At 32.5% G+C, this 1,781-nt stretch carries 2 protein-coding genes; both read right to left on the bottom strand.

Features of this window, described 5'->3' with window-relative positions; all coding sequences use genetic code 11:
• Nucleotides 1–225: 225 nt before the first annotated feature.
• Nucleotides 226–786, bottom strand: a complete 561-nt coding sequence (locus HNV10_RS17055) for a tetratricopeptide repeat protein (protein ID WP_173302669.1) — start codon at nt 784–786, stop codon at nt 226–228.
• Nucleotides 787–947: 161 nt separating this feature from the next.
• Nucleotides 948–1,628, bottom strand: coding sequence for a DUF6624 domain-containing protein (locus HNV10_RS17060; protein WP_173302671.1), 681 nt, complete (start codon nt 1,626–1,628; stop codon nt 948–950).
• Between the last annotated feature and the right edge of the window lie 153 nt (nt 1,629–1,781).

Consider the following 1,781-nt stretch of genomic DNA (forward strand, 5'->3'; position numbering starts at 1 on the left):
GAGTGAGAAATTAAGAGAATATTCCGCTTAAAATTTCGGGTTTTGATTGCGAAATATTCGTGCTTTTGTTGCGCTGCGTTATTACAGCCAACGTGTTTGTATATGGTTTGTTGCGTGGTTTAAGCACTAAAGTTAGCAAATAAAAACCGAATAGAAAATCCGCGAGGATTTTCGTAAGTAGGCTAGAACCAGCAATAAATTATATACGGTGTTGGCAAATCGTTTTTATTCTAAATAAGTTTCTATCTTTTTCATTTCAGTCACAATTCGATGGTTTTTCGGCAAGCATTCAATCAATTCAGATGGAACAACTCTGTCAATTTCAGGAAGTTTTTTATACCATTCTAAAACTTCTTCAAAATGCTGTTCTCCAATTTCTTTATTTCCGAGTTTGTATTCGCAATAGCCAATTTGTTCAATCAATTTCGTGTATCTCCAAATTTGAAATTCTTTTAGCCTTTCTTTATCAACTTTGTTATAATTTTCTAATGCTAATTCTAATTGATTTAAGTCGTGGTAGCAATGAGCTAAATACAATTGAGGTAGAACATTAGTTTCGTCCAGTTCAATTGCTTTTTTAAAATTCCGAATAGATTTTTCAATATTCACTTTCCAATCATCAGATTCAAAATCCACAAGTCCGAGAATGTGATAACAATTAGAATCTAAATCCGAATATTCAGCCAGCAGTTTTTTGATTTCCGAGCGTAATTTATCCTTTTCATCCTTAAACTCGGCTAAAGAGAATTTGTCGTATTTTTTAAATATTTTCTTTCGGATATCCACTTTCCTCAAATGTTTGCCAACGGTTTTGTATATGATACGTTGCGTGTGTAAGCAACTAATTTAGCAAATAAAAACCAGATAGAAAATCCGCGAGGATTTTCGTAAGTAGACTAGTAATAGCAATGGATTATATACGTTGTTACCCACAGGCTTTCTGCGTTTTAATTCGTTTCGTAAAGTGTCGGTTTCGTTATTCCTTTACCTGAATAGTATTCTTTATTCATTTCAAAATGCATTTCAGTCATTCCGTTTAAATATTCTTCAATTGGCTCAAGTCCGATTGATTTTCTTCGTTCATTTACTTTTGCACTATCCTTTAATTTTTTCGGATAAGCTTGTCCAATATTCATATTATAAGTCACTTGTGTTCCATAAATTTGAGCTTTTCCTGTATTTAGATTTACTCGGTCAACTAAAAGTCCATAATTTGTAGAAATTGCATTTTGTTTATCAACTTCTTTTTTCATTTCCACAAGAACTTCTTTTTGAAATTCTGGATTGTGGTCAGAATGTTGCACTATCATCCAAAAATTTCTTGAACCATTTTCGCCTGCCAAATCAAACCCAACAAATCCGTGTTGTTCAAATATTTCACTAATCCTTTTTTGGTTTGTTGTGAAAACGCTGTCTTTAAAAGCGTTCCATTCTTTTTCAGATAATTCTTTGTATTTGCCCTGTGGAATATAAGCAGCTATTTGGTCAATTTTCGCCATTTTTTCGAGTTCATCAGCTAATTCTTGATTAAACTCTATCTTTTCATCGATTACATTTGTTTTCGTATTCTTTTGTTTGCATCCTAATAATACAAGACTTACGATTAAAATTCCAAAAATTTTGTTCATTGCACGATGTTTTTTTAGCTTGTGGGTAACGTGTGCGTGTATTACTTAGTTGCGTGGTTTAAGCAACTAAGTTAGCAATAATTCACGACATAGAAAATCCGAGAGGATTTTCGTACGTAAGCTCAATAAAGCAATTAGTTATACACAGTGTTA

Origin of the sequence: Winogradskyella litoriviva (genome assembly GCF_013249065.1) — a bacterium.
In the GTDB taxonomy this organism is placed as follows: domain Bacteria; phylum Bacteroidota; class Bacteroidia; order Flavobacteriales; family Flavobacteriaceae; genus Winogradskyella; species Winogradskyella litoriviva.